General features: G+C 40.1%; 22 protein-coding genes, 1 pseudogene and 2 other annotated features. Of the genes and pseudogenes, 5 read left to right on the forward strand and 18 right to left on the reverse strand.

Going from position 1 to position 20,050, the window contains the following annotated elements:
* Nucleotides 1-330: 330 nt before the first annotated feature.
* The 3 genes from PB1_RS17905 (at nucleotide 331) to PB1_RS17105 (ending at nucleotide 1,046) form a co-directional block, all read left to right on the forward strand.
* On the forward strand, nucleotides 331-471 hold the full coding sequence (locus PB1_RS17905) for a YjcZ family sporulation protein (protein ID WP_004436869.1): 141 nt from the start codon (nucleotides 331-333) through the stop codon (nucleotides 469-471).
* A gap of 93 nt (nucleotides 472-564) precedes the next feature.
* A complete protein-coding gene (locus PB1_RS17100; protein WP_081485626.1) occupies nucleotides 565-666 on the forward strand; it encodes a YjcZ family sporulation protein in 102 nt (33 codons plus the stop codon).
* Nucleotides 667-848: 182 nt separating this feature from the next.
* A complete protein-coding gene (locus PB1_RS17105; RefSeq protein WP_081485627.1) occupies nucleotides 849-1,046 on the forward strand; it encodes a hypothetical protein in 198 nt (65 codons plus the stop codon).
* 100 nt (nucleotides 1,047-1,146) lie between these two features.
* Here PB1_RS17105 and trpA read toward each other — a convergent pair whose 3' ends face one another.
* From trpA to PB1_RS17550, 9 genes are all read right to left on the reverse strand, one after another.
* A complete protein-coding gene (gene trpA / locus PB1_RS11930) occupies nucleotides 1,147-1,929 on the reverse strand; it encodes a tryptophan synthase subunit alpha (RefSeq protein ID WP_004436870.1) in 783 nt (260 codons plus the stop codon).
* Complete coding sequence (gene trpB, locus PB1_RS11935; RefSeq protein WP_004436872.1) at nucleotides 1,926-3,131, reverse strand: tryptophan synthase subunit beta; 1,206 nt, start codon at nucleotides 3,129-3,131, stop codon at nucleotides 1,926-1,928. The genes trpA and trpB overlap by 4 nt, the downstream gene beginning before the upstream one ends.
* Nucleotides 3,131-3,751 (reverse strand): phosphoribosylanthranilate isomerase, encoded by a 621-nt coding sequence (locus PB1_RS11940; protein ID WP_004436874.1) that lies wholly within the window; start codon nucleotides 3,749-3,751, stop codon nucleotides 3,131-3,133. Before PB1_RS11940 ends, trpB begins: the two co-directional genes overlap by 1 nt.
* A complete protein-coding gene (trpC, locus tag PB1_RS11945) occupies nucleotides 3,748-4,536 on the reverse strand; it encodes an indole-3-glycerol phosphate synthase TrpC (RefSeq protein WP_004436875.1) in 789 nt (262 codons plus the stop codon). The genes PB1_RS11940 and trpC overlap by 4 nt, the downstream gene beginning before the upstream one ends.
* Nucleotides 4,537-5,562, reverse strand: a complete 1,026-nt coding sequence (gene trpD / locus PB1_RS11950; protein ID WP_004436876.1) for an anthranilate phosphoribosyltransferase — start codon at nucleotides 5,560-5,562, stop codon at nucleotides 4,537-4,539.
* Nucleotides 5,534-6,145 (reverse strand): anthranilate synthase component II, encoded by a 612-nt coding sequence (locus tag PB1_RS11955; protein ID WP_004436878.1) that lies wholly within the window; start codon nucleotides 6,143-6,145, stop codon nucleotides 5,534-5,536. Before PB1_RS11955 ends, trpD begins: the two co-directional genes overlap by 29 nt.
* Entirely contained in the window at nucleotides 6,142-7,527 is a 1,386-nt protein-coding gene (gene trpE / locus PB1_RS11960) for an anthranilate synthase component I (RefSeq protein WP_034645613.1), read from the reverse strand. Before trpE ends, PB1_RS11955 begins: the two co-directional genes overlap by 4 nt.
* 74 nt (nucleotides 7,528-7,601) lie before the next feature.
* Nucleotides 7,602-8,077 (reverse strand) — a binding site (T-box leader).
* A 201-nt stretch (nucleotides 8,078-8,278) separates the two neighbouring features.
* Nucleotides 8,279-8,532, reverse strand: a binding site (T-box leader).
* A 61-nt stretch (nucleotides 8,533-8,593) separates the two neighbouring features.
* A complete protein-coding gene (locus PB1_RS18610) occupies nucleotides 8,594-8,728 on the reverse strand; it encodes a 3-alpha domain-containing protein (RefSeq protein WP_081485637.1) in 135 nt (44 codons plus the stop codon).
* Nucleotides 8,694-8,852, reverse strand: coding sequence for a hypothetical protein (locus tag PB1_RS17550; RefSeq protein ID WP_004436886.1), 159 nt, complete (start codon nucleotides 8,850-8,852; stop codon nucleotides 8,694-8,696). The genes PB1_RS18610 and PB1_RS17550 overlap by 35 nt, the downstream gene beginning before the upstream one ends.
* Nucleotides 8,853-8,998: 146 nt before the next feature.
* Here PB1_RS17550 and PB1_RS11975 point away from each other — a divergent pair, with 146 nt between their 5' ends.
* A complete protein-coding gene (locus PB1_RS11975; RefSeq protein WP_004436888.1) occupies nucleotides 8,999-10,264 on the forward strand; it encodes a bacillibactin exporter BcbE in 1,266 nt (421 codons plus the stop codon).
* 259 nt (nucleotides 10,265-10,523) lie between these two features.
* Here the strand turns inward: PB1_RS11975 and PB1_RS11980 are convergent, their stop codons facing one another.
* The 3 genes and pseudogenes from PB1_RS11980 to PB1_RS11985 form a co-directional block, all read right to left on the reverse strand.
* A complete protein-coding gene (locus tag PB1_RS11980; RefSeq protein ID WP_004436890.1) occupies nucleotides 10,524-11,291 on the reverse strand; it encodes an alpha/beta fold hydrolase in 768 nt (255 codons plus the stop codon).
* A gap of 465 nt (nucleotides 11,292-11,756) precedes the next feature.
* Nucleotides 11,757-11,840 carry a putative holin-like toxin gene (locus PB1_RS18615; protein ID WP_420796301.1) on the reverse strand — a complete coding sequence of 28 codons (84 nt, stop codon included), beginning with the start codon at nucleotides 11,838-11,840 and terminating at the stop codon, nucleotides 11,757-11,759.
* A gap of 318 nt (nucleotides 11,841-12,158) precedes the next feature.
* Nucleotides 12,159-12,975: pseudogene (locus PB1_RS11985) on the reverse strand (DUF2935 domain-containing protein).
* Nucleotides 12,976-13,299: 324 nt separating this feature from the next.
* Here PB1_RS11985 and PB1_RS11990 point away from each other — a divergent pair.
* On the forward strand, nucleotides 13,300-13,803 hold the full coding sequence (locus tag PB1_RS11990) for a hypothetical protein (RefSeq protein WP_004436892.1): 504 nt from the start codon (nucleotides 13,300-13,302) through the stop codon (nucleotides 13,801-13,803).
* Between the two features lie 241 nt (nucleotides 13,804-14,044).
* On the opposite strand, the gene PB1_RS17115 is transcribed toward PB1_RS11990, so the two are convergent.
* From PB1_RS17115 to PB1_RS12015, 6 genes are all read right to left on the reverse strand, one after another.
* Nucleotides 14,045-14,287, reverse strand: a complete 243-nt coding sequence (locus PB1_RS17115) for an AzlD domain-containing protein (RefSeq protein ID WP_238533132.1) — start codon at nucleotides 14,285-14,287, stop codon at nucleotides 14,045-14,047.
* Nucleotides 14,288-14,437: 150 nt separating this feature from the next.
* Nucleotides 14,438-15,352, reverse strand: a complete 915-nt coding sequence (pfkB, locus tag PB1_RS11995) for a 1-phosphofructokinase (RefSeq protein ID WP_004436894.1) — start codon at nucleotides 15,350-15,352, stop codon at nucleotides 14,438-14,440.
* Nucleotides 15,353-15,776: 424 nt separating this feature from the next.
* Nucleotides 15,777-16,202 (reverse strand): DoxX family protein, encoded by a 426-nt coding sequence (locus PB1_RS12000; protein ID WP_004436896.1) that lies wholly within the window; start codon nucleotides 16,200-16,202, stop codon nucleotides 15,777-15,779.
* Between the two features lie 117 nt (nucleotides 16,203-16,319).
* On the reverse strand, nucleotides 16,320-16,715 hold the full coding sequence (locus PB1_RS12005; RefSeq protein WP_004436898.1) for a DoxX family protein: 396 nt from the start codon (nucleotides 16,713-16,715) through the stop codon (nucleotides 16,320-16,322).
* 219 nt (nucleotides 16,716-16,934) lie between these two features.
* A complete protein-coding gene (locus tag PB1_RS12010; protein ID WP_004436899.1) occupies nucleotides 16,935-17,369 on the reverse strand; it encodes an Rrf2 family transcriptional regulator in 435 nt (144 codons plus the stop codon).
* 547 nt (nucleotides 17,370-17,916) lie between these two features.
* Nucleotides 17,917-19,974: a thioredoxin domain-containing protein gene (locus tag PB1_RS12015; RefSeq protein ID WP_004436901.1), complete on the reverse strand. Its 2,058-nt coding sequence runs from the start codon at nucleotides 19,972-19,974 to the stop codon at nucleotides 17,917-17,919.
* Between the last annotated feature and the right edge of the window lie 76 nt (nucleotides 19,975-20,050).

Below are 20,050 nucleotides of genomic sequence, written 5' to 3' on the forward strand. Positions count from 1 at the left end.
AGAAGTCTCTCGAGAAAACCCAACTGCATGAATCCGCCGCCCATGCAGCAGTCTCACCTCCACATTGGTAGAAGCGTGTGCGAATGCATACGCTTCTATTCATTATTGTTTAGCTAATTATTTTTAAACAATTTTAGGTAGAAAACGAGTTTTCATTTTTTAACATGATCTTTTTACGTAAATCAGTGATATTCATGCGATTATTTCCGGCAAATGTTGATTCTCTTATTCTTGTGACCTTTGTCCAACCGAATTCTTTTTTGAAACATATTTTATAGTGAGGTTGCTAATAAAGCATTCCTTAATTATTCCAATAGGAGGTGAAATTTTATGTGCTGGGGATCTTGCGGTGCTGGATACGGTGGTTATGGTTACGACGGTGCTGGATACGGTGGTATCGGCAGTAATTTTGCGTTGATCGTTGTTTTGTTTGTTCTATTAATTATCGTAGGTTGTTTTTGCTTCTTTTAATGGATAAGAAGATCGCGTAGTTTTATTTGGGGCAAGCAAAAAACAAACTATTCTAAAAAAACGACTATTCAAAGGGAATTGGAGGTGTTAAACATGAGTGATGGATTTGGAGGAATTAGAAACGCTTTTGCGTTAATCGTTGTATTGTTTGTTTTACTCATCATTGTAGGATGTTCTTGTAGAAACATCTATTAAGTTGCTGCAAAGTAAAAATTTGAATTTCTTGAAAAAACAAAGGACAGATTTTAATGATCTGTCCTTTATTATAAGTTCTGTTTTTCAAAAAAAAGTTAAGCAAGCACTCTACAAACATGAAAAAAATGAGTTTCCATACTCTATATGCTGGTACGTACCCTGCTTGAGAAAGGAAGTATAAAATGGGAAATTTAATTATGAGATACTATGGACAACCAGTTGAAGTAATGGATCGATACGGAAGAGTTCATCGAGGAGTAATAGATGGGGTAAACCAAACAAGAGGTATGTTTATCCGCTCCGGCTTTAGGCGGAGATTTATCCCTTTTTTCTTAATCGCTTCCATTTTCCTTTTAAGACGAAGACGACGTATTTTCTAAAAAATAAAGTCTTTTAAATGATGTTTCACCCGAGAGAAAGATCTTTTGCAAGCTTGTTCATAAAACTCGCTTGCCAATTTAGCAAGCGAGTTTTTATTATTTATACTGATTGAAAAGAATTTGCCGCCTTTATTAAATTTTCAATACCCTTCAAATCTCCCTGTTCAAATAACTCGATAATTTTGCTACCGACGATTACGCCGTCACAATACTGACTCATTTCTTTCACATGCTCCGGTGTTGATATGCCAAAACCGGCAAGAACCGGTTTGTTGCTGACACTCTTTACCCGTTTTAAATAGTCTCCAAGCTCATTTTGAAAACCTGAACGGGCTCCGGTGATTCCCGTTACTGTAACGGCGTATAAAAATCCTCTGGCCCGTCCGGCAATTTCTTTTATCCGTTCAAGCGGGCTTGTTAATGTAACGAGACGGATCAATTCGATACCTGAATCTTCCAACATTCGAGCAATCAGTTCTTCTTCTTCAATCGGAAGATCCGGAATAATACAGCCGTCCACGCCAGCTTTTTTAGCATCTACAATAAACTTGCCCATTCCATAGGCAAGGACAGGATTTACATACGTCATCACGATCAGAGGAATCGAAACAAAGGGGCGAATTTCCGCAAGCGCAGATAAAACTCCTCGAAAAGTGGTTCCTTCCTTTAAGGCACGGATGCCGGCACGCTGTATGGTCGGACCGTCGGCAACAGGGTCGGAAAATGGAATTCCGATTTCAACCGCGGTTGCACCCGCTTTTTCCAAGAAAACAATTTTTTCTTGCAGCGAATCAAGTCCGCCATCCCCGGCCATTATATATGGAACAAATGCTTTTTCATTTCTTTCTTTTAAGGATGCAAATGTTTTTTCAATCCGGTTCATGATTCCAGCTCCTTTCCCAATCTTGCTTTAACTTGCGGGACATCTTTATCTCCGCGCCCTGACAAGCAAACGACGATCGCTTCTTCTTTCTTCATTTTCGCTGCAAGTTTTAATGCATAAGCCACTGCGTGGGAACTCTCGAGAGCCGGTATAATTCCCTCCAACCGGGTAAGCAGCTGAAATGCTTCAAGAGCCTCCTCATCGGTGATCGATTCGTAGCTGACACGTCCTGTATCTTTTAAATAGCTGTGCTCTGGGCCTACGCCGGGATAATCAAGGCCGGCGGAAATCGAATGAGCCTCCAAGATTTGTCCGTCTTCGTCCTGCAGTAAATACATATAGGCTCCATGCAATACTCCCGGCTTACCTTTTGTAAGCGATGCCGCATGGCGGCCCGTATCAATCCCTAATCCGGCAGCTTCCACTCCGAACAATTTAACTTCCTCATCTTCCAAAAACGGATAAAACATGCCCATTGAATTGCTGCCCCCGCCAATACAAGCAACAATCGCTTCAGGAAGCCTTCCTTCTTTTGCAAAAAATTGCTCCTTTGTTTCCTTCCCAATTACACTTTGAAAATCACGGACAATCATCGGAAACGGATGCGGCCCCATCACAGACCCCAGAATGTAATGAATATCATTGACGTTTGCAACCCAGTATCGAAGCGCTTCATTCACGGCATCTTTTAATGTGCCGCTTCCGGACGAAACACTGACAACTTTGGCTCCGAGCAGTTCCATGCGAAACACATTTAGCTGCTGTCGTTTTATGTCTTCTTCTCCCATAAATATTACGCATTCGAGATTTAATAAAGCACATACCGTAGCTGTTGCAACACCATGCTGGCCGGCCCCTGTTTCAGCCACAACTTTTTTCTTTCCCATTCGGAGAGCGAGAAGTGCCTGGCCGATTGTATTGTTGATTTTATGGGCTCCGGTATGGTTTAAATCCTCCCGTTTCAAATAAATTTTGGCCCCGTTTCCGTGCCTTGTTAAGTTTTCTGCATAGTATAAAGGCGTTTCCCTTCCAACATATTCCTTAAGTAAATCTTTCAATTGCTGTTGAAAAGCCGGGTCTTTTTCAGCTTTTTTATATTCATCTTCCAATTCAATGACGGCCTGCATCAGCGTTTCCGGAATAAACTTGCCGCCGTACGGTCCAAAATGCCCTTTGTGATCCGGTAATGTATAGGTTGTCATTAGATTCTCACTCCTTTTGCATGTTCAATGAACGCTGCTATTTTTTTGATATCCTTTTTTCCGGCTGTTTCGACACCGCTGCTGACATCAACCATAAACGGCTTTACCGTCCGAATCGCAGTGCAAACATTGTCGGGAGTTAATCCCCCGGCTAAAATAATCTTTTTTTCTGATTGAATCCCTTCGGCGATTCGCCAATCAAACTTCATGCCATTTCCTCCGCGGTATTTCCCCTTTGGGCTGTCTAGAAGAATGTAGTCGCATGGAAAGTCGCATGGAAAATCGTTCAGTTTTTGCAAATCATCTCTAGTTCCTATGCTTAAGGCTTTTATTACCGGAACAGAAAATCCATTGCAAAATTCCGGAGGTTCATCCCCATGCAGCTGAATCATGTTCAATCCTGCTTCTTCCACTGTTGCCTCAATCACATCTTTTTCCTCATTCACAAACACGCCGACTTTCATCACATCCGCCGGAAGATTTAAAGCGATCTCTTTTGCATTCTTAGGGGAAATTTTCCGCTTGCTTTCGGCAAAAACAAAGCCAATCGCATCTGCACCAGCTCTGACTGCTTCAAGAGCGGTCCCACGGTCTGTGATGCCGCAAATTTTTACTTTCACGATTGTTTCACTCCTAATAGAGGCACTTTCATTTGCTTCAACGTATTTTCCAGGCTTTCAACTGTCATAAATGTTTCTCCGACCAAAATTCCGTTTGCGCCAGAGCCGACGACTCTCTCCACATCCGCCCGCGTTTTCATACCGCTTTCGCTGATGAGAAATGCGCCCGATTGCTTGACTTTCGGCGCAAGCCTTTCCGTAACGGCAAGGTCGACTTCAAACGTCTTTAAATTCCGATTGTTGACGCCAATTAATTTCGTTCCCGTCTTTAAAGCTTTTTCCAGTTCTTCTTCATTGTGAACTTCAACTAATACCTCCAGGTCTTTCGCAGTTGCATAGTTATAAAGATCTTTCAGCCTTGTTTCCGAAAGAGCCGCCGCAATCAAAAGAATGATGTTTGCACCGGACGTATATGCCCGGTCGATTTGGATCGGATCAATGATAAAATCCTTGCACAAAATCGGCACATCGACTGCTTTCCTAACTGCCTCAAGATCATTGAACGACCCTTTGAAATAAGGAGTGTCCGTCAACACGGAAATAGCATCAGCGCCGTAACGTTCATACGCTTTCGCCTGTTCAACCGGATCAAGCCCGGCATTAATGTCTCCTTTTGAAGGGGAAGCCCGCTTAAATTCAGCGATGATGGCAACTTCTTCTGCATTTTCAAGGATTGATAAAAAAGACCTTTTTTTATAAGGCTGACCAATGGGGGGCTTTTCCGCTTTCAGCCTTGTGATCTCCTCTTTCTTCGTATCAAGAATTTTATCTAAAATCGTACCCACTTAAATCACCTCTATTTGAATTACCTTGCTTTTTTCAATAAGCAGCTGCAGCTTCTCAAACGCCGCTCCGGAATCAATGCTTTCTTTTGCCAATTGAATGCCTTCCTGGATGGAATCCGCTTTTCCTGCGGCAAAAATGCCAATTCCGGCGTTAAGGAGAACGGTATCACGCCTTGCGCCTTTTTCGCCTTTAAGTATGTTTGTTAAAATTTCAGCATTTTCCTTCGCGTCGCCGCCGCGGATGGCTTCGTTGTTGTAAACAGACAGGCCGACCTCTTCCGGATGTACAGTCATTTTCCGAATGGACCCTTCTTCAAGTACAACTAAATGGTTTTCTCCTTGAAGAGAAGCTTCATCCATATATCCAGCACCGTTTAAAACAACAGCCCGTTTTCGTCCTAATGCGTTTAAAACTTCTGCAAACATCCCGATCAGATCGCGGCGGTAAATACCGAGCAACTGATATTCAAGATCGATTGGATTTGTCAGCGGACCGATTAAGTTGAAAATCGTTGGAATTCTTAAGTCTTTTCGTACTTTCATGATGCGTTTGATCCGGGGGTGAACATTCGGCGCAAACAAAAAAGCTATGCCGATTTCCTCGATTAATTCCTCCGTTCGTTCCGGCGGCAAATTAATATTTACCCCTAAATGCTCGAGAACATCCGCGCTTCCGGTCTTGCTTGAAATGCTGCGGTTTCCGTGTTTGGCTACCGGAATTTCCGCACCGGCCAATACAAATGCGGACGTTGTGCTGATATTAAAACTTTTCGAACCGTCGCCGCCCGTTCCGCAATTATCCATAACATTGGGAATTTTCTTTCTAAATGGAAGGGAATGTTCCCTGAGCGCCTTTACTAATCCGGCAATTTCGTTTACGGTTTCCCCTTTTGTTTTTAACCCGATCAAGAAAGCGGCAATTTCACTGTCAGTAACTTCTTCGGAAAATAAAAAGCTGACGGCTTCCTGCATCTCATTTTCAGTTAATGATTCTCTTTCAGATAATTTTTGAAGAAAAGCTTTCATGGCTGTTCTCCTTCCTGATATTTTTTAAAAAATTGTTTATGATTTGCTTCCCTGTTTCAGTTCCCACCGATTCCGGATGGAATTGAAGCCCGTAAAGAGGGCAGGATTCGTGTTTTATCGCCATAATTTCGTGATCATCCATCGATCTTGCAAGCACCTTAAAAGCTCCCGGCAGCGTGCCGTTTTTAATGACTAACGAATGATAGCGCATGACTTCTACCGGCTGAGGCAGATATTTGAATAAGTACGTTCCGGTATGAGTCAGTTTTGACGTTTTTCCATGCATGACTTTGCCGGCCTTTTCAATCCTTGCTCCAAACGCATGCCCAATCGCTTGGTGGCCCAGGCATATACCGAGGATCGGAATTTTTTGATAAAAAGTTTTGATAACATCAACACAAATTCCCGCCTCTTCAGGCCTTCCCGGTCCCGGCGACAAGATAATCGCCTCAGTATTCATTTCTTCAATTTCTTCGATGCTGATCTTGTCGTTTCTTGCCACTTTCAATTCTTCACCTAATTCGCCAAAATATTGATATAAATTAAACGTAAAGGAATCATAATTGTCGATTAGCAGTATCATTTTTGATCCTCCAAAAATGCTCTTAATTTATGAAGCGTTTCTTCGTATTCTTTTTCCGGGATCGAATCATGGACAATCCCCGCACCTGCCTGTATATAAGCCTTGTTGTTTTTTACCAGCATCGTCCGGATCGCAAGTGCAAAGTCCATATTTCCATTAGCGGAAAAGTAGCCGATCGCTCCTGAATATACGCCTCTTTTTATTTCTTCAAGCTCATTAATGATTTCCATCGCCCTGATTTTTGGCGCCCCGGACACTGTACCGGCCGGAAGGCAAGAAATTAAGGCATCAACCGGTGTAAATTGCTTTTTTAACGTTCCGCAAACTTCAGAAACAAGGTGCATGACATGTTTGTATTTTTCAATTTCCATATATTTTTCAAGCTGGATGCTTCCAAATTCACAAACCCTGCCAAGGTCATTGCGGCCAAGATCAACAAGCATCCGATGTTCGGCAAGTTCTTTTTCATCTTCCATTAGTTCCTTCTCAAGGCTTTTGTCCTCTTCTTCACTTTTGCCGCGCGGCCGTGTTCCGGCGATTGGGTTTGTCGTAATTTTCGTTTGAACTTTCTTTACGATGCTTTCCGGAGAAGCGCCGGCAACTGCATAGTCTTCAAAATCAAGGTAGTACATGTATGGCGATGGATTATCGATTCTTAGTTTCCGGTAAAACGAGAACGGGTCCCCTTCAATTGCTGCTTCCAGACGCTGCGACAGAACAACCTGAAAAATGTCTCCTTCAAGAATGTAATTCTTCGCGATTTTTACTTTTTCAATGAAATCTTCTTTCTTCATGGAAGCCTTAAAGGACGATATCGAAGCTTTTATAACGGGAGTGATGTCTGAACCATTCAGTACTTCTTCCTTCCGTTTAAGAACTTTTTTTCTGAACTGTTCACTTGTTGTTTCCGGCTGAATCGGCGTTCCGATAATGAATACCTTTTGCTCCAAATGGTCATAAACGATCACTTCTTCGAAAAACATCAGATGTACATCAGGCACTTGCAAATCATCGTCAAGTTCCTCTCCGATGCGTTCGTATTGACGAATCGCATCATATGCGACATATCCTACCGCTCCGCCGATAAAAGGGATATCTTTCACCGTTTGATCTTTATTCGGGAGGAATGCTTTTAATACTTCAAGCGGTTTTTCGTCTTTTATTTTTCTGGTCTTTCCTTTTACAATTTCTGTCTTTTCCCCGTATCCTTTCAGCTCCAAAGCCGGTTCTGCCCCGATAAACGAATACCTTCCAGTTTTCTCATGCTTCAGTGAACTTTCCAGCAAAAATTTTTTTTTCCCTGATATTCGTTGAAAAATCGATATCGGCGTCAGTGTATCTCCTTCCAATTCCACAACGATTAATTCATCCATGTTGAGCATTTTCTCCAAAGGGCATAGCTCCTTTCTTTTTTGTGAAAATAAAAAAGTCCTCTATACGCACGAGAATTGTGCATATAGAGGACGGTTTTGTCAGACCGCGGTGCCACCTCTTTTGGAGCAATTAGAATGCTCCCTCTCTTCGGGTACGTGAATGACGGACTTGAGTTTTGTGCAAACTCCGCTTTTTGTTTTGTCCAGCTCCGTTCGCCATGGCCGGCCAGGTGCAGAGATTTTACTCCAGAGTCTAACGGCTTCTGCTGCAAATGCCTCGATCCTTGACGAGCAACTCCGCCTTTCATTTTGGCCAGTTCCGTTTGCAAGGGTCTAACGACTTCTTCGTAAAATGTCTTTTGCTTATCGGCCATAGACGAGCAAACTCCGCCATTCTTTATACCCTATCCTTTTAACGGTGGAATTCCGAGCAGCCCTACTTAAGTTCAGGCTGCCACTCGTAAGCCCATTCAGCTGAATCCTTCATACCGGCTCTCACCTGGTCCGGCTCTCTGTCATGAAGTTCCATCAGCTTACTATTCTTACTCATCGATTTACCATTTTCTTTTTTTGTAGTAAAAGGGTGCGGAGCTTCGGTAACAACGAATAGAAGTACCAACCAACTCTAAGCACTGTAAATTTTTAGAGCCTGGCTTCGCTCACACTGCCTTATTTTTTATAATAAAACCTATTTCCACGTTATGGTTGGGAATTATAATTGTATGCAAGTTTTCTGAAAAACAAAAAGGGTTTCAAGCCTGTAAAGGACGAGAAACCCGTGGTGCCACCTTCATTAGCTGAAAAAATTCAGCTCACTTTATAGGTATCAAAGCATCATGCTTGAATACCTGTCTCTTGTAACGATGAGACCGTTCGCCAAAGCCTACTGCTCGTAAAAGAGGTTCAGTTTTGTGGCTCGGAAGCCCATTCGCTATTACTTCCACACTGATTTGCACCAACCATCAGCTCTCTGCAGTCTCCATAATAGCTACTCTTCTTCGTCAACGCCGTTTCCTATATTGATTTACATCATATTAAGGATTAAAGAAAATGTCAAGAGTATTTATTAAAAAATTTATTGTTTTCTGATTACTAATTCTTCTAATTTTTTCCGCCACACCGGAGCCAGCTCTTTCACTTCAAGAATTTTTTCAATACCGGCGATGTTATTTCGATCATGAAAAGATTCGCAACACCGTCGCCGATAAATCCTCTTTTGTTAGCAGAACTTCATCGATTTCTGTCTTGCCGATTCCTGACATTTCTTCTTTGCCATTCCAAAAGTAATCCTTAGGCATACCAACCTGCAAAGATCGTAATCGTCTATTGCTCACTAAATCCTACTCCTCTGTTTTTGATTCTTTCTTCTATTTTATCTAAAAAGTTTTTCAATTCCACAAAAATCCAATAATTTTGTCTTCTAGTATTTCAAAAATCGCAAATAGTAATGGATAGAGAATTCTAAAGGCAGGTTAAAGAGATGGAACATTTGGAAAAGCTCCCAGAAGGAATGACAAAAGAAAAGTCAAATCGGTCTAAACAAAATTTTCAAAAGCGCTTGGCACTCATGTCGCTATCATCGATTCCCCTCATTATGACTCTTGGGAATTCAATGCTTTTTCCTGTATTGCCGGTGATGGAAAGAAAGTTAAATATTTCTTCTTTCCAGTCGAGCTTGATCATAACTGTCTATTCAGTTGTTGCAATTTTTCTCATACCAATTGCCGGTTTTTTGTCAGATCATATCGGCCGCAAAAAAGTAATTATTCCAAGCCTATTAATTTCTGGTATTGGAGGGATTATTTCCGGCTGGGCATCGTGGCAGATTAATGAAGGTTACTGGTTTATTCTCGTCGGCCGGGCATTGCAGGGAGTTGGTGCTGCAGGGGCTGCCCCGATTGTTATGCCGCTTGTCGGGGATTTGTTTAAGAGTGAAGACGAAGTCAGCAGTTCACTTGGCCTGATTGAAACTTCGAACACACTCGGGAAAGTTCTAAGCCCTATTTTAGGTTCATTTTTGGCCGGGTTTATATGGTTTATGCCATTTTTTGCATTTCCTTTTTTTTGTGCAATTTCTATACTGCTTATGTTATTCCTTGTTAAAACGCCAAAATCAAAAGAAGATCCGGTACGCTTTAACATTTTTTTTCAAAAAGTGAAAAATATTTTTATAAACAACCGTCGCTGGCTATGTGCAATTTTCTTGATTGGTGCTATTTTAATGTTTGTCCTATTTGGAGTGCTATTTTATTTATCAGAAGTATTGGAAAAGAACTATGAGATTGTAAATGTCAGGAAAGGGCTGCTTTTAGCCGTTCCTCTCGGAGCACTCTGCCTTTCATCTTTCATTACCGGAAAAAATATTAAAGAAAATAAAGTGCTTATGAAATGGATTACATTTGGGGGAACCTTGCTGTTGGGAACCTCGATTGCCTTTTTAAGCTTTTCTAGAGCGTTATGGATTATTATTTCAATGTTTTTCTTAAGCGGAATTGGAATCGGAGCAGTGCTTCCATGTCTTGATGCATTGATAACAGAAGGAATTGAGAAAGATCAAAGAGGAACAATCACATCGATATACAGTTCGATGCGGTTTGTCGGGGTTGCGGCAGGCCCTCCGGCCATTGCCATTCTCATGAGGAATGCCGAACAGACTTTATTTTTTTTGTTAAGCAGCTTAAGCATTCTAGCCGCACTTGCCACATTTTTGGCGATCAAACCTGAAAATGAAAGAGCGGGCAAATGAGGCCGTCTCAAACTTCCATGGCATATCAGCCACCACGATGAATGAAAATGTTTTCGACCTTTGACCTGCAATTTTTAATGAAATTAGCGGGACAAAGGTCGTTGCTTTTTTTGCTTTTTACCGGACATTTTCGTATAAAAAGCCAAAGGGTCATACTCCTAGTACAATATATAGGACATAATATTGGATAAATGTGCTATATATTGAGAAACGAACATGGGGTCAGACCCATATGAGACAGCCTCACAATTGAACTATTTTAATCTGCAAGAACTTTTTCCGATAAAAAACCTGTTATCAATTGATTGAACAGTTCCCATTTCTTCGTTGGCAGCTGATGGGATACTTTCGAAATTATCGCAATTTGGCAATTCGTATGCATTTTGTAGGCGCGAACATGTTGATTTACAATATCTCTTGAACCGTATAACAAAAGTAAAGGGGCCTGCAAATTATGAAGGCGGTCCAGGCAGGAATAGCGTAGAGATTGTGCATAAAAATCGAACCAAGTTTTCCGGTCAGCTTTTTCCATATGATGCAAAATGTCATCCCTCAATTCCTTATTGTCCGTATGGCTCGTCGCGATTATGTACCTCAAAAATCCGGGAGCATACTTTACTAAATACATCCCAATAAGATGTTCATACTTAAAGGCCGGAGACATTACTTGCGGAAACCCTCCGGAAAGAATAAGTGCGAGTGTCCGATCCGGATTTTGAAGAGCAAATTCCTGTGCAACAATTCCCCCGGATGAATAACCGCAAACGGCGGCACGTTCAATCCCCAGAAAATCCAACAAGCTTTTAATTTCACCGGCTAATCCGGGGATCGAAACTTTTCCAGCCGGGCCTGTTGTGTCCCCGTGCCCTCTTAAATCAGGCAGCAAAACACGAAAATGCTTTGAAAGCTTTTTTTGATAATAAAAAACTTTCCGCCCCATCGCAGGCGGGTGAACAAAAACAATCGGAACACCTGAACCGATATCTTCAAAGAAAATATTATTTTCTCCACAGGAAAAATAGGGCATAACTTTCAGTTCCTTTCAGCAATTTTTTCGGAATATACTTTAAAAAAAGCAGTATTATTCTGCCCCATTCGTTCACATTTCTATTATTTTGGCCGTGTTTTTTCAGCTTTTTTGTCGGCCGGTTTTAATCGACCGGCAAAATCGCGATCGGTGATACTTTTTACACTTTGAAGTCCGATTTTGTTTTCCAGTTGCGTTTTGTCATGTTGTTACATCCTAAAAATTCGGCATTCATTGCATACTATTCCAATCTCGTCTTATATTCATACAGCCATTCATTAATCCGTGACATTCTCTAATTTATATGGTATTCTTTAGGGGAAGAAAGGAACAATATAAAAACAATTGAAATAGAAAATGACCGCAGGTGTTGCAGCACCGGCGGTCACTGCCATAGTCGTTCCCACAGAGGATCGGCCTACGAAACAAGATAGACCTCTCCCTCAATTTGCGGTCAAGGGAGGTCTATTTTTTTTGGTTGAAAGTTAAAACAGCGATGATCAGAATTGCAAAAGAAATCATCAACGTCATCGCTTCAAAAACTGTCAAAAGGCCTCACCCCCTTTCACGGGGCTAGCCGACCGCCCTTGCGAAACGAACTATCGCTTCTATAGTATATCATATTTTCGTCCACTTAATAGAACATGTGTTCGAAACTAGTAAAATTGAGTCATTACTCCTATGTTTTCCAGAAAAAGGTCCTATCTTATTTCCTGGAAAGTGGTTGATATATTAAAAAAATGGGCGATAAACAAGGAAAAGTGGTCGATATTTTCCGAAAAGTGGTCGATAAATCAGGAAAAGTGGTCGATATTTTCGAAAATCCGAAAGTGTTTCATGCCAAAAAAATGACCCACTTTGTAGGGTCTACGTTTTCAATCTCGGCTTTGCCGGGTCGCAATCCGGTTTTTCGATTCCAGCAGATTCAGCCAGCTTTGATAAATAATAGCATTCTTCCCGGAACATATGGTCTGCCATGAGCGGAGCAAAAGTGCCGAGAGCCTGTGCGCTAAGCTCAAGTTCTTCGAGTTCCTGAAGAAAATTCATAAACAGCCGTATTTCAAGTGACGCTTCTTTGTTGAATCGATCAAGGGCAGGAAATGAAGTAAGATTTGTCCGCAAAAAACTTGTCATTTCAACAGCCTTTAGATAAAATTCTTTTCGTATATTCCTTACTTTTCTTTTTTAATCTTTTTTCCACGTGATCCATATTATCTTCAATGGCTCCTGCGTGTCCCGCTGCATCAAGAAGCCAAATTAGATGATGATGAAGTTCGTGAAAAACAGGAGGAATTTCCCTTTTTTGCAAGTATCCCAATATTCTTGCGTATTCGTCCAGCTCGTTCACCATATGGTTAATAAAAGTTGGCGAAAGGTGTATTGAAATTTTCCCCTGTAAATGCCTCCGGATCAAATCAAGTTTAAATTCCCGGAATTTTTTTACTTCCCCCTCTGCTTTTTCACTTAATTGAATTAAATCAATAGATTCTACCCGCTCGAGCAAGCGGTCAAATGTATTTTTAAAATATTCTGCCGCTTCTATTGCAGCTTTCTCTTTCGGGGCAAGTGATTCATGTATAAACCTCGCATGATCTCCCAAAATTTGCAGCCAAAAACCATGTTCGTACTTTGCAGTCTGCTCATAGCCGGAAACCACATAATCTCCCCTTTCACCTGTATTCATTACGCTCTTTTTCTAACAGATTGTTGCTTTTAGAAAATCCGTGAGTTCCATGATGTCTGTTCCCATCAAGCGCAGCGTGCATTCACAGCAAAACAGAAAATCCTATAGAATTCCATATTTAATATAGAACAAACGTTCCCTTCATATGCATTAGCAACAATATCTGCGAAAAGAGCCATTCATAAAATCATATCAAGCAATTTCCGTTTTTATGACTGTAACTAAGAATTTAGGAAACAAGCCACTCCTTCCAAACATAAATGATTACTTTTCAGGTAAAAATAAGGTTAATACCAAAGATGTGATTGCAGAGGGGAAATGGGCTTGTATATCATTACTCTGATTTTACTTGTTTTTATTGTTTTTATTTCTGGAGCGTGGAGGCACTGGGAGAAATACCTGTCAACTCTGTTATACGGATCCTCGATGAATCTTCTTTCATATGTCATTATGGGTAGTGACCGATTATGGTTTCATGTACCTTCAACACTATGGAAAGATATCACTGACACTTTTGTACTCCTTCCCTCCATACTTTTGCTTTATCTTGTTTTTTTTCCGACTGAGAAAAAAAAGAAATGGACCTATTATTTGAAATGGGTGTTTGTCTCCCTACTATTCGAATGGCTGTTGGTTCGTTTCGGGCTATTTGGATATAATAAAAAATATCATTTTTGGATGGAACTCCCCTTTTATTTTATTATGTACGGTTTCATAAAACTGCACACAAAAAGACCGCTATTGACATACGGTTTATCGATTCTTATCATTGCATTTCTTATTATCTTTTTTGATTATTCACTTGAAAAATCTTATTTAGAAAGGTAATCATTTTATGAAAGACTAGAGCGGCTAATGTTGAGGATCATATATTTGATTGAAGGCTCATAAATGAGATTAACGGCTTATATTTTCGAATAAAGGCTCATAAATCAAATTAAAGGCTTATATTTCAAAATAAAGGCTCAAATATCAAATTAAAGGCTCATATTTCAAAATAAAAGCTCATAATTCGATTTAAAGGCTTATAAACCACAATTTCGAGCCATAATTAATCCCAAAAGCTTCGTTATCTCCACAAAAGATATGCTAAACCAAAAAAAGTCACAGATGTCCTATTTGCCATGAGGGACAGTCGTTCGTCATCAAATAAAATATTTTCTGCCAGTAAAGCTGTCATTACAGTTACTGGAACGAAACTAAGCCATGTTAAAAAACTCTTGGGAAATTCAATCCTGCTTAAAAATATCAGAGGTAATACTCTGGAGACTAATGTAACTATCCCTGTACCACAAACTGTTATAATCAACACTTCAAGTCTGTAAAATAAAAATCTTGAAAAACCAATATTTCTACTTATACTCTTGCCGAGTTTAAATGAAATGTTCCCCTTAAGCGCTTCTACTCACCTTTTGCTTCGACAGCGGCAATTACAGCTGTCGCTTTTTAATTACTTCTGCCGTCAGCACATTTTTTTAATTGAAATGTGAGGCAATAATTTTTCGACTTTATCAGAAGTGCATAACCCAATTGAAAAAGCGGTTGCACTTCCGGCTGCAACACTGTATCGAAACGATTCTTTTACGTCTTTTGTTTCTTCGTATTTTGCAAGAAAACCGGCAACCATCGAGTCTCCCGCTCCAACCGAACTTTTCGCTTCCCCTTTCGGCACATCTGCAATTAAAGCGAAACCTTCATTGACAAAAACTGCTCCTTTTTCTGCCAGTGAAACAATCACATTTTGGGCGCCCATATCCAAAAGCTTTTTCCCATATTCGATCGCTTTTTCTGAAGAAATAATTTTTGTATCAAAAAGTTCACCAAGTTCATGATGGTTTGGCTTAATGAGGAACGGCTTGTATGGAAGAACTTTCTTAAGCAAGTCTCCTTCGGCATCAACAACAAACCCGGTTCCATTTTTGAAACAGATTTTTACAAGCTCCTCGTAGGTTGTTTCCGGCATGGTCGCTGGAATGCTCCCCGCTAAAATAAGGAAGTCTCCTTCTGTCAGATGATTGATTTTTTCTTTGAGGGCTTGAAAGTCACTTTCAGAAATGTGAGGGCCTTTTGCATTGATTTCTGTTTCTTTCTTTGTTTTAACCTTGATATTGATTCGCGTATCTTCTTTAATTATTACAAAATCGGTTTCTATTTTTTCATTTTGCAAATAATCTTCAATGTATTTTCCGGTGAAACCGCCAATAAAGCCGAGGGCTCTAGTTGTCACTCCCATTTCTTTTAAAACTCGGGAAACATTTATCCCTTTTCCGCCGGGGAATTTCGCCTCGCTTTTAGACCGGTTTAATTCTCCAATCTTAACCTCTTCCAATTGGACGATATAATCAACGGACGGATTTAATGTCAAAGTATAAATCATAATGTCACGACCTTAATTGTTGTTTTGTTTCTATATGCTTCGTAAAACCACCAGTCAAATACGTTCTTAAAGTTACATGATTCATTGATGACGTTTCTAATTTATCTTTTGATCAAATCTTACTGAAAACGATTGCGGCAATCAATTATTTTCGTTGAAAAAATTTCATTTTATGAGCGATTATAAATGTTTTAAAAATTTTTTGACCAGTATAATTTTTTCATGATTATTATTGATCTTGCTTAATATATATGATAGAATATTTTTCAATATATAGTATTAAGCATGTTAAAAACATACTATATATCGTTTTCTTCACAAATGTTTTATTGGTCTCTTTTTCTATTAAAGATTCGCTCGATGTGAGCGAATTTTTTTGAATAATAAAACCCTCTACTTGAAAGCAGAGGGCAAAATTGAGAAACTACTTCCCGATTGTCATGTCACTTTCTTTTCTATTAAAAATCCATTCTCCGATAGAAAGAAGACTGCTTCCACTGATTGCAAGAGATAAAGTAATGGCTAAAAGAGCGAGATCTAATTCCCAGCCGGCTCCTTGTCCATTGCCCATAAAGCCTGCAGCCAGTTTCACTTTTACAATCGCTCCGATCATTACAATCGCCAGCAGACTTGAAAAGATTCTCGTTCCCAGACCTATTATGAGGCAGATTCCCCCGATTAATTCGATTAAAGCAATACCATAAGCAAGGAAACCTGGCAAGCCAATGCTGCTAAACCATCCTGCCGTATTTTCGATTCCGCCGGAAAATTTCGCAAAACCATGGACGGCGAAAACCGCACCTGCCGTGATTCTTAGTAAGAACGATCCTATTTCAAATCTGTTTTCCATTACAAAATCCTCCATTAAATATCATTATTCAATATTAGCAGAGCAATTAAATCTCTTATCCCTGCAGCAACAAATTCAGCCGCCCTGCATCCCGTTTAAGTTCATAAAAAATGATGATTAAAAAATGATGGCGTCAATTGAATAGCTTCCTGCTCCGATTAGTGCAACCCCAATTGCTGCAGCTAGCAATACAAGATTAAATTCGTAACCGTTTTGCGAAGCCCAAAAACCGTTAGAACCATGAACTTTTACAATTGCCACTAACATTGTTCCGGCAATTAATGCAGCTGCAAGTGGAGTGAACAGCCCAATAGCAAATAAAATTCCGCCTAAAAATTCAGCTAGTCCTGCTAATAATGCCATCTGATATCCCGGTTTGATTCCAATTGATTCAAAAAATCCGCCTGTGCCTTTCAAACCGTGGCCGCCGAACCAGCCAAACAATTTTTGAGCTCCATGTCCCATAAAAGTAAGTCCAATTACTAGCCGAATAATTAAAATTCCTGCATTCATTTCTCTCCATCCTTTCGTATTTTATTTTTATTTCGAGATATTGTTATTCAATTATCTTTAATTCAAGATAATTATAGCTGTTACTCCTAAAAATGTCAAATTCTTTTTTGCCATTACTGCTGGCGCAATTAAGCCTCTTACGTATCCCTCCTTTCATTAAAAATGAGAGTGAATTGTGTTGTAACAACAATTGTTACATCCAGTTTAAAAAAAATACTTTTAATTAGATTTTATTTTTTTAACAATGCCGGCCGTTATTTCCTCCATCGTTATTTCTTCAAGCACTTTTTCCATCGCATTTTGTGCCCTAAGTAAAACAAGTTCAAGAACAGGTTGAATACTTGATCCGACCGGACAATTCGGATTCGGGTTTTCATGAAATTGAAACAGTTCTCCTTCTTCGACTACATCGACAGCCCGATATACATCCAAGAGTGTAATCTTATTCAGGCTTTTTGTGAGGCTTGCCCCGCCGGCACCCGCTCTAACGTTAACGAGTTTTGCCTTCTTAAGCATTCCCAGTACTCTGCGAATAACGACAGGATTCGTATTAACACTTCCGGCAATCCATTCGGAAGTACAAACTTTATTTTTTTCTAATGCCAGCAATGATAGAATATGAACCGCTACCGTAAAACGGCTGCTGATTTTCATTACTTTCACTCCCTTGTTGTAACCATTATAGTTACAATATGTTAAAAAGTCAAGTTAAAAAGAAACCGGGAAAGCCCTTCTTATTTACATTTTAAGAAATGGAAGCTCATAATTATGAACGCGGCTCACAAATCGATATGAAGGCTCAAATATTAGATCAACGGCTTATAAACGAAAATATAGACTCATTTATCAGATCGAAGGCTCATAAATCGAAATAAAGGCTCATATATCAAAATCAAGGCTCATATATTAAAATAAAGGCTCATATCCTTCGCTTGATCATGGATCAGAGCGAATAAACTCTCAGCTTTTATCTAAAAACGGCTGTTTTACGATAAAATCCCTAAAAAAATCCATTCAAAATAGAATGAATTGTGTAAACGCCCCGTTTTGATAAGACAAACCAAATACGAATTGCAAAAAAGCACAAAGACGTTTAAAATGGCTAGATTCGGTCTTATGCTCTAAACGCAGAAACGCCTTGTTGAATGATAAACTTTTTATTTTCCTTTCTTTTAAAAATGATTGAGGGAAAAACACTCCCTCAATCATTTGCGATCTTAAGTTCTTTCAACACATCTTTCAAATCATTCAAAGGTTTTTGGCACGTAAAGTTTTCACAAATATAAACAGTTAAATCAGAATCGGTTGCTGCATAGCCTCTCTCATAAATTTTTTCCAATTCTTCTTGATTATTTGAAGTTAACGGAGCGAGTTCCGGAGTATAAGCTTTCTGAATGATACCGGCTAATTTACTGCACTTTTCCGGTGTGCCGACGATAATCACTTCACGCATTGGAAACTCTTTCAAGAGCAGGCTTTGCAGAAAAAATGTATGGCCTGGTCCATATGATTCTACGTCATGTTTGAAGAAACGTTGCATGTCGTCCACTACATCAAACCATTTCGTCTCACCCGTAAAATGGCCAAGCCGAAGAAGGCTGACAGCCGCTACACTGTTCCCGGACGGCAGAGCCCCGTCATACACTTGTTTTTCGCGGACGATTAATGCTTCCCCGTCGCTTCTTGTAAAATAAAAACCGCCATCCTGTTCATCCCAAAAATGCTTTTTCATCTTTTCGGCAGTATTTCGTGCTTTGTCCAAATATTCCATTGAGAAAGTTGCTTCATACAGCTCCAATAACGCCCATAAAAGAAATGCCCAGTCATCGAGATATGCGCGGAACTTCGATTCGCCGTCACGGTATCTGGCCATTAGCTCCCCATTCACCACTAACTTTTCCTCAATAAACCGCAATGCTTTTTCTGCCTTTTCAACATGATTTTTATTTTGAAATGCCTGTCCTGCTTTTGCCAGTCCGGCAATCATCAACGCATTCCACGAGGTCAAAATTTTATCATCAAGATGTGGATAGACCCGCTCTTGTCGTTTTTCAAAAAGTTTTTGACGGGATTCTTCAAGCTTCGCCTTGCCTTCTTCTAGATTCAACCCGGCTTCAGCAACGGTTTTCACAATGTTTGTATGGATGAGGTTCGGAATATTTTTCCCTTCAAAGTTTCCACCAGACGTAATATCATAAACTCTGCAGAAAAATTCCCCATCTTTATCACCGAGGACATCTAAAATTTCCTCTTTCGACCAAACATAATATTTCCCTTCTTCCCCTTCGCTGTCAGCATCAATGGCCGAAAAGAAGGCACCTTCTTCATTAGTCATTTCTCTCGTGATAAACTCAATGATTTGCTCAGCAATTTCCTTATATTTACTGTTTTTTGTCACTTGATAAGCTTCGGAATACGTATAGAGAAGCAATGCATTATCATAGAGCATTTTTTCAAAATGGGGAACGAGCCACATCACATCGACCGAATATCTGGCAAAACCGAACCCAATATGATCATAAATACCGCCATTCGCCATTGAAACGAGCGTCTTTTCAACCATTTTCAACGCCATTTCTTTGCCGGTCCATTTATAATACTTCAGCAAAAACATAAGATTATGCGGAATCGGAAACTTCGGGGCATCTCCAAATCCGCCGTAAAAGCTGTTAAAGCTGCCGGCAAGCTGCTGATACGTTTTATGTAAAACATCCGCTGAAGGCAATTCCGCGCTTGATTCCCTTGCCGAATGTTTCAAAGCTTCCGCCGCATCAGATGCAATCTTTTCAATTTGATCACGATTTTTCATATATTGGTCATGCAATTGAGTGATCACTTCTTTAAACCCCGGGACACCATAGCGGCTTTCTTTTGGAAAATATGTCCCTGCAAAAAACGGCTTCTGATCCGGTGTCATAAACACGCTTAACGGCCAGCCGCCGTGGCCGTTCATCATCTGGCAAATGTTCATATAAATGGAATCGATATCCGGACGTTCCTCCCGGTCGACTTTAATGGAAACGAATCTCTCATTTAGAAGCCGTGCAACCTCTTCATCTTCGAATGATTCACGTTCCATGACGTGGCACCAATGGCAAGTTGAATAGCCAATACTAACAAAAACAGGTTTGTTCTCTGTTCTTGCTTTTTGAAACGCTTCTTCTCCCCATGGATACCAATCGACTGGATTATGGGCGTGTTGAAGCAGATAAGGTGACTTTTCGGCGATTAATCTATTGGGTGTCTTATTAGTTGGCATATGACCACCCTCTTTCCTAATGAATTTTTTGGTTAGTAAAATTTACATAATTACCTTACCACAAATTCAAATAAAA

It is taken from the genome of Bacillus methanolicus PB1, assembly GCF_000262755.1.
GTDB classification, from domain to species: Bacteria; Bacillota; Bacilli; order Bacillales; family Cytobacillaceae; genus Bacillus_Z; species Bacillus_Z methanolicus.

Excerpts from the sequence above, each read along its gene's own strand:
- pfkB (WP_004436894.1), bottom strand. The coding sequence starts at position 15,352 with ATGATTTATACTTTGACATTAAATCCGTCCGTTGATTATATCGTCCAA.
- PB1_RS12000 (WP_004436896.1), bottom strand. The coding sequence starts at position 16,202 with ATGGAAAACAGATTTGAAATAGGATCGTTCTTACTAAGAATCACGGCA.
- PB1_RS12015 (WP_004436901.1), bottom strand. The coding sequence starts at position 19,974 with ATGCCAACTAATAAGACACCCAATAGATTAATCGCCGAAAAGTCACCT.
- PB1_RS11955 (WP_004436878.1), bottom strand. The coding sequence starts at position 6,145 with ATGATACTGCTAATCGACAATTATGATTCCTTTACGTTTAATTTATAT.
- trpB (WP_004436872.1), bottom strand. The coding sequence starts at position 3,131 with ATGACAACCTATACATTACCGGATCACAAAGGGCATTTTGGACCGTAC.
- trpA (WP_004436870.1), bottom strand. The coding sequence starts at position 1,929 with ATGAACCGGATTGAAAAAACATTTGCATCCTTAAAAGAAAGAAATGAA.
- trpE (WP_034645613.1), bottom strand. The coding sequence starts at position 7,527 with ATGCTCAACATGGATGAATTAATCGTTGTGGAATTGGAAGGAGATACA.
- trpD (WP_004436876.1), bottom strand. The coding sequence starts at position 5,562 with ATGAAAGCTTTTCTTCAAAAATTATCTGAAAGAGAATCATTAACTGAA.
- PB1_RS17100 (WP_081485626.1), top strand. The coding sequence starts at position 565 with ATGAGTGATGGATTTGGAGGAATTAGAAACGCTTTTGCGTTAATCGTT.
- PB1_RS12005 (WP_004436898.1), bottom strand. The coding sequence starts at position 16,715 with ATGAATGCAGGAATTTTAATTATTCGGCTAGTAATTGGACTTACTTTT.
- PB1_RS17905 (WP_004436869.1), top strand. The coding sequence starts at position 331 with ATGTGCTGGGGATCTTGCGGTGCTGGATACGGTGGTTATGGTTACGAC.
- PB1_RS11975 (WP_004436888.1), top strand. The coding sequence starts at position 8,999 with ATGGAACATTTGGAAAAGCTCCCAGAAGGAATGACAAAAGAAAAGTCA.
- PB1_RS11980 (WP_004436890.1), bottom strand. The coding sequence starts at position 11,291 with ATGCCCTATTTTTCCTGTGGAGAAAATAATATTTTCTTTGAAGATATC.
- PB1_RS17105 (WP_081485627.1), top strand. The coding sequence starts at position 849 with ATGGGAAATTTAATTATGAGATACTATGGACAACCAGTTGAAGTAATG.
- PB1_RS12010 (WP_004436899.1), bottom strand. The coding sequence starts at position 17,369 with ATGAAAATCAGCAGCCGTTTTACGGTAGCGGTTCATATTCTATCATTG.